The sequence below is a fragment of the Longimicrobium sp. genome (genome assembly GCA_036389795.1).
Classification (GTDB): Bacteria; Gemmatimonadota; Gemmatimonadetes; order Longimicrobiales; family Longimicrobiaceae; genus Longimicrobium.
The window spans coordinates 1-7,164 of record DASVWD010000175.1 but is presented as its reverse complement, the minus strand read 5'-3'; the positions used below and the strand labels follow the sequence as shown (position 1 = coordinate 7,164).

The 7,164-nt window shown below is 72.4% G+C and carries 4 protein-coding genes; 2 read left to right on the top strand and 2 right to left on the bottom strand.

The features are described 5' to 3' along the window. Positions 1-369: 369 nt before the first annotated feature. Together VF746_22535 and VF746_22530 are read right to left on the bottom strand one after the other, a co-directional pair. Positions 370-1,509 carry a carboxypeptidase-like regulatory domain-containing protein gene (locus VF746_22535; GenBank protein ID HEX8695206.1) on the bottom strand — a complete coding sequence of 380 codons (1,140 nt, stop codon included), beginning with the start codon at positions 1,507-1,509 and terminating at the stop codon, positions 370-372. A gap of 255 nt (positions 1,510-1,764) precedes the next feature. Next, a complete protein-coding gene (locus tag VF746_22530; protein HEX8695205.1) occupies positions 1,765-3,318 on the bottom strand; it encodes a hypothetical protein in 1,554 nt (517 codons plus the stop codon). A gap of 490 nt (positions 3,319-3,808) precedes the next feature. Between VF746_22530 and VF746_22525 the strand changes: the two genes are divergently transcribed. Continuing rightward, positions 3,809-5,251, top strand: coding sequence for a class II fumarate hydratase (locus VF746_22525; protein HEX8695204.1), 1,443 nt, complete (start codon positions 3,809-3,811; stop codon positions 5,249-5,251). 266 nt (positions 5,252-5,517) lie between these two features. Continuing rightward, entirely contained in the window at positions 5,518-7,104 is a 1,587-nt protein-coding gene (locus tag VF746_22520) for a multicopper oxidase domain-containing protein (GenBank protein HEX8695203.1), read from the top strand. Positions 7,105-7,164 lie beyond the last annotated feature (60 nt).

Sequence of the window (7,164 nt, the reverse complement as noted above, 5' to 3'; positions counted from 1 at the left end):
CAAGGCTCCAGAGGAGCGGGTTCTCCCTCCAGACGCATCTGAGACGCTGCTCAGGCCGCTCACCCCGAATTTCGCGTCTCGCTCTTCTTGAAAACCGTCGCAACTCCCAGTCGCGGAGGTTTTCACACGGTCTGGGCCCGATCACACGGGACCGGCATCCGCACGAACGACCGCAGGGCCGAAGAATCTTCTCACCTCGCCAGGTGGGTTGGGCGCGGTAGCGGCACGGATGCCCGCTCGCCTCGTACCGCGCCAGCCAAGCCGTTCTTCCGGCTCCGGTATGATCCGCCTCGAACGAAAAGCGGCCGCCCCGGGGACGAGCTTCCCGGGGCGGCGTGTTTTCGGTCGTGGGGGATGAGGATCCGGCCGCTACCGCTCCCGCGCGGCGGAGTCGGCGGGGGCCCAGCCGCGCACGACGGTGCCGCCGACTTCCTTGAGCACCCGCGCGGAGCTCAGGCGGTAGTTGGTGTGGAGGTCCGTGGACAGGTGCAGGTCCGCGACGGGGAAGCGCAGCAGCCAGCTCCGCACGATCCACGCGCCGGAGGGCGTGCGCACGAAGTCCACGCGCCCGTCCGCGGACGCCCCGCCGGCGGCGTGCACGCCCACGTAGCCGAACTCCAGGTGCCGCAGCTCCGAGGTGCGGCGGTCCAGCCAGAGCACCCCCCGCACGTCCGGGCGGCGGCGCCCGCGCACCGGCTCGAACGCCAGCCCGATCATCCCCGCCGTCTCGCCGCTCCCCTCCTGCAGCCGGAAGCAGTGCCGCTCCAGGAAGCGGTCCGAGAGCAGCACGTCGGCGTCGGGGGCGTAGAAGACGAGCCCCCGGTCGCGGGCCTGCACGAAGCCGTTCTCCGCCAGCTCCTCCACCGGGAGGCTGTGGAACGGCCGGCTGGTGAGGCCGCGGCGCGTCGCCGTGGTCTCGCCCACCAGCCGGCGCTCGCGCGGGGAGTAGGTGCGCTCGAAGGTGGTGAACTCGTACCCGGCCAGCGAGTCGGAGGCGGTGGCCACGGTGAGCGCGAGCGCCTTGCGCGCCTCGTCCCACACGCGCTGGAGCGCCAGGCCGTCGCGCCGCTCGCCCCGCGTGGTGCACCGGCGCCTGGCCTCGGCGCGGATCCCCTCCAGGGTGATCGCGTCCGTCGGCAGCGCCAGCGGATGGTCGCGCGTCTGCCCGGCCGCCAGGGCGAAGCGCTCGGTGAGCAGCGTGCGGTGGCCGATCCGCTCCACCCGCAGCGCGTACGTCCCCGCGCCCGGGGCGGCCAGCCGCCAGCGCCCCTCCGCGTCCGACACCACCGTCGCCACCGCCCTGCCGGCCGCGTCCACCAGCGCCACCAGCGCGCCGGGGACCGGCCGCCCGTTGTCCGCCCCCGTCAGCGCTCCCCGCACCGTCTGCGCGCCCAGGCCGGCCGGGATCGCAAAGGCGGCGACGAGGAGCGCGGCGGCGAGCGCGAGAGGAGACGGCCGGAGCGGACGGGCGGCGCTCCGGGTCGGGGCGAAGGAGAACAGATGCGGCATGCGGAGGATCAGCGGAGTGCGCGTCACGAGCGGGAAGAAACCTCTTTCGCAGAACGCCGGAGAGGCCGGGTGGGTGACAGATTGGAGCTCAATCTACTGCGAGCAGACCATGGTGTGGAGGAGGGAGCGTAGCGTTATCCATTTGCAGGGAATCGTCCGGGTCGAGATCCGTAACTGAATGTCTCACACGGAGTCAACGGAGTTAACAGAGGAACAGCGGGGGGTCTCCGCCGACTCCGTGTGAGTCCCTCTGGATCACTCCGCCGGACCGCGAGCTTCGCGTTCGCGCCACTCTTCGATCACCGCGCGCACGTCTTCGCGCGCCTCGCCCGGCTCGGGCTCCGGCGTCGCCCCGGCCTGGAGCAGCATCCGGGCGACGGCGGCGTGGTCGCCGCCGCGGGGGCCGTGGCAGGAGCCGTGGCAGCACCAGCCGAGCGGCGTGGCGCCGAACTCCGGCTCGCGCTGGTGGACCAGGGCCGCCGCGGCGGGGTGCGCCAGGACCGCCCGCACCGACTCGGCCGATCCCTCCCACGCGGCGCAGTGCAGCACCGTGGCGCCGCCCGGGTTGGGAGTGGCGGGGTCGAAGCCGAGCCCGAGCATGAGCTCCACGGCGCGGGCGTTGCCGGCCCAGCCGGCCTCCGGCAGCACGCGCCGGTCGTCGGGCGTCAGGCTGGCGAGGAGGCCGGGGTGCGCGTCCAGCAGCGCGTGGGCTTCGGCCGCGTCGCCCTCCGCCAGCGCCGTGAGCAGGCGCTGGCGCGGCGTGCCGAACTCCCGCATCACCGCGAGCGTGCCGGGGTGCCCGAACTGCCTGGCCACCTGCAGCGGCGAGCGGTCGGGCCCGATCGTCCACATGTAGATGTGGTAGCTGCTGGGCGGCTGCTCGCCGTACTCGCCGTGCGTGGTGCGCAGCTCCAGGAGCGAGGGGTCGGCCCGCAGCAGGTCGCGCACGCGCTCGCTGAGCCCGAGCGCCGCCGCCAGGAAGATGTCGGCCGTGGCGCCGCGCTCCACCAGGTAGGCCGCCAGCTCGTAGCGCCCCTCTCCGCGGCGCCGCGCCAGCATCCACTGCGCCGGCGTGGCGCGGTGGTCCACGTCGCGCGCGTCGATGTCGGCGCCCGCGTCGAGCAGCAGGTCGGCCACCGCGCGGGAGCGCGCGAAGTGCAGCGGCGTCTGCCCGTCGCCGCCGCGCTGGTGCACGCACGCCGGGTCCTGCTCGACCATGCGCGCCAGCAGGTCCGCCCGGTCCAGGTGGGCCGCCGCGCACGCGTCGGGCACCGCCCCGGCGGCCAGGAGGCGCTCGGCCGCGGCCTCGCTGGCGCCGTAGAGGGCGTGGAACGGGCCGGCCCACCAGTCGCTCCGGCGGTTGGGGTCCGCGCCGAACTCGAGCAGCACCTCGACGATCGCGGGGTCCTCGTCGCCCGCGAAGTGGACGATGGCGGGGGAGTCGAAGGCGAAGGCCGGCTCGTCCAGCCGCGCGCGCAGCTCCGGGTGGCGCCGCAGCAGCCGGCGCGCCGCCCTGGCGTCGCGGGCCTCGAGCGCGCTCCGCAGGGCCTCGTGCGGCGGGCGCTCGCTCGCGGTCTTCTCTTCGATGTGCCGCTTGAGCTCCGCCCAGCTGGCGAAGCCGTACTCGCGGGCGAGCACGAACTGCGCGTCCGCCAGGGCGATCGTCGGCTTGTCCGGCAGCTGTGCGCGGACCCGGGCCCGCGCTTCGGCGTCCCTGGCGCGGAACGCGCGCAGCAGCTCCCGGGCGAGCTTCTTCTGCTGGTCGAGGTCGGGACGGGGCGGGAGGGACCTGCGGGATGGCGTGGACATGACGGCCTCCTTCGTGGATGGCCGGTGTCCGCACGCTCGGCCCGAAAGAGGTCGTGATGATTTACCACGATGAGAAGCAGATGGGCGCTGCCCTTTCCGCGGACCGGAGGCGCTCTGGAACGCCAGATCCTAAGGTCGGGGCCGAGCCCGTCGCGCGCAAGGGATCACCGATCCACCGGCACGACCGCGTGAGGGATGCGCGCCCGGAGGGCCGGGACGCCGCCGCCACGGGGGTATCGTGGCGGCGGTGGCCCGGCGCGGTTGGGCACAGTGGTATCGTGCCCTACCGCGCGCGCAGCCCGGCCCGGAGCGCAGCGGAGGGACACGCCCAAACCGCAGTGCGTCAGTGCGTGAGTGCGGAAGTGCGTAACTGCTCCGATCCAACGCACTCACGCACTTCCGCACTCACGCACTTTCCCGCACTTTCGCCCGCCGCCCGCGTCCGCCATTTTCCCGCGCCTGAACCCTTCACCCGATCCAGAACGAACCGATGACCGACACCGCCACCGCCGCCGGCTTCCGCGTCGAGAAGGACTCGCTCGGCGAGATGCGCGTGCCCGCCGACGCGCTCTACGGGCCGCAGACGCAGCGCGCGGTCGAGAACTTCCCGATCAGCGGCATCCGCTTCCCCCGCCGCTTCATCCACGCGCTGGGCACCATCAAGAAGGCGTGCGCGCTGGCCAACGCCGAGATGGGCCTCCTGGACCGCTCCATCGCCGACGCCGTCGTGCGCGCGGCCGAGGAGGTGGTCGACGGGCGGCTGGACGGGCAGTTCGTGCTCGACATTTTCCAGACGGGGAGCGGCACCTCGACCAACATGAACGCCAACGAGGTGATCGCCGCGCGCGCCACGCAGCTGCTCGGCGAGGGCGGCTCGGACCAGCGCGTGCACCCCAACGACCACGTCAACATGGGGCAGAGCTCCAACGACGTGATCCCCACCGCCATGCACGTCTCCGCCCGCGTGGCCATCCACCACGACCTGGCTCCCGCGCTGGAGCGGCTGCGGGACGCGCTGCGGGCCAAGGCGGAGGAGTTCGACGACGTGGTGAAGAGCGGCCGCACCCACCTGATGGACGCCACGCCGGTGCGCCTGGGCCAGGAGTTCGGCGGCTACGCGAGCCAGGTGGAGCACGGGCTCCGGCGGCTCCGGAACGCGTCGGAGGAGCTGGCCGAGCTGGCGCTGGGCGGCACCGCGGTGGGGACGGGGACGAACGCCGTGCCCGGCTTCCCGGCGCGGGCGATCGCGAAGATCGGCGAGCTCACGGGGCTGCAGTTCCGCGAGGCGGAGGACCACTTCGAGGCGCAGGGGGCCAAGGACGCGTACGTCTCCGCCTCGGGCGCGCTCAACACACTGGCGGTCTCGCTGCTCAAGATCGCCAACGACGTGCGCTGGCTGGCGAGCGGGCCCACCTCGGGGCTGGCGGAGATCACGCTGCCGGCGGTGCAGCCGGGCTCGTCGATCATGCCGGGGAAGGTGAACCCGGTGATGAGCGAGGCGCTGATGATGGTGTGCGCGCAGGTGATGGGGAACCACGTGGCGGTCACCGTGGGCGGGCAGCACGGCAACTTCGAGCTGAACGTGATGATGCCGGTGATGGCGCACAACCTCCTGCAGTCGGTCGACATCCTGGCGCGCGGCTGCGACGCCTTCCGCTCGCGCGCGGTGGAGGGGATCGGCGCCAACCGCGAGCGCTGCCGCGAGCTGCTGGAGAAGAACCCCTCCATCGCCACCGCGCTGAACGCCTACATCGGCTACGACGCGGCGGCGAAGGTGGCCAAGGAGGCGGCGGCCAACTACGAGTCCGTCCGCGAGGTGGTGAAGCGCCACGGGCTGCTCTCCGACGAGCAGCTCGACCACGTGCTGAACGTGCGCGAGATGACCGAGCCCGGCATCCCCGGCGGGGGCGCCGTCGGCGGCGGCGGGGGATGAGCGCCACCCGACGAGGGGTCATTGCCGCGACGGCCCCGATCAGGACGATCGCACGAGAAGAGGGGGAGGCCGCCGCGGGCCTCCCCCTCTTCTCATCCCGCCGATCCGCAGCGGGCAAGTCTGCTACCGCGACCCGTTGCAGTTAGAGTCGTGATCGATTATAATCCGCCTGCATTTACTGCACCTACCGTTCCCCCCTTCCTGCGCGTACGGCTCCCCGCCACTCCACGCGCTGTCCGAGTTTCACTCCCATCTCCATGGATCCCATGCACATCCGTACCCGCTCCCTTGCGGTCCCCGCGCTCCTGCTCGCCCTTCTCGCCGGCGCCGGCGTCTCGCAGGCCGCGGCGCAGAGCGGCGCCGCCTGCACGCCCAGGCCCACGCCGCCCGCCGACACCACCGCGCTCCCGGCGATCGTACAGGCGTCGAACGTGGCGGTCTCGGTCGCCATCACCCCCGCCACGGCCACCATCGGCGGGTGCCGGTTCCAGCGCAACCTGTACCGGGTGGCGGGCGGCGCCGCCTCGTACCTCCCGGCCACGCTGCGCATCTTCCCCGGCGCCTCACTCGACCTGACGGTGACCAACGGGATCAGCGCCGCCGTGGACACGTCGTACCACGGCACCACCACCAACTTCCACTTCCACGGCTTCAACGTGACCCCCGGCCGCGGGAGCGGCGCGGCCAACGTGGGTGACCAGGTGGTGAGCGTCAGCTACGACTCGGGGCAGGCGCACGCGTACCGGTTCACGCTCCCCGCCTCGCACCCCATGGGGATGCACTGGTACCACCCGCACCCCCACGGCTTCACCGACGAGCAGGTGGGCGGGGGGCTGTCGGGCGCCATCCTGGTGGGCGACATCCGCGCGCTGCGCCTGCCGAAGAACCTCACCATGCCCGAGAAGGTGCTGCTGGTGAAGGACTTCCAGCCCTTCGGCGCCAACGCGTTCGGCGGCTCGGTCTTCACCATCAACGGCGACTGGCCGGCCGCCTTCACCATCCCCACCGGCACCGCGCAGCTCTGGCACGTGGGCAACGTGGGCTCCGACACGTACGCGGGCCTGGCGCTGGTCAACCAGTCGAACCCGGCCGACTCGCTCGCCCTCATCGTCCTGGCGATGGACGGCAACGGGCTGGTGAAGGCCGACACGGTCCGCTCGCTCACCCTCTCGCCCGCCATCCGCTACGACGTGGTGGTGCAGGCGCCGAACACGCGGGGCGCCGTCTACAACCTGGTGAACACCGTCGCCAGCACCGCGGTGAACGGGAAGGTGGGCGCCGTGCTGGGGACGCTGGCCACCACCGGCCCCGCGCAGAACCCGGCGCCCGGGCCGCTGTACATCGCCCCGGACCCGGGCGCGCAGTCGCGCGTGAGCTCGGTGGCGAACGCGGCGGTGGACAGCACGCTGCAGTTCGTCTTCTCCTTCAACGCCGGCGCGCTTCCCGACTCGCAGTTCCAGATCAACCAGCAGCCGTACGAGCCGGCACGGATCGACGTGCGGGTGATGCAGGGGATCACGCAGGACTGGACGCTCGTCAACGCGGACACCAGCGGCCCGCACGTCTTCCACATCCACCAGGGCGACTTCCTGGTGATGTCGACCAACGGGACGAGCCCGGCGCGCTACAACAGCGTGCAGGACCGCCTGAGCATCGCCGCCGGCGACACGGTGGTGGTGCGCATCCCGTTCGACGAGAGCTTCCAGACGGGCCTCTACGTCTTCCACTGCCACATCCTCTTCCACGAGGACCACGGGATGATGAAGAACGTCTGCGTCTACCCGCAGAGCGAGAAGGGAGACGGCGGCGCGTCGTGGTGTCAGGACCAGCTGTCGGCGTCGGCGCATCACTGAAGTGCGTGAGTGCGTGAGTGCGTGAGTGCGAAGTGCGAAGTGCGAAGTGCGAAGGCCCGC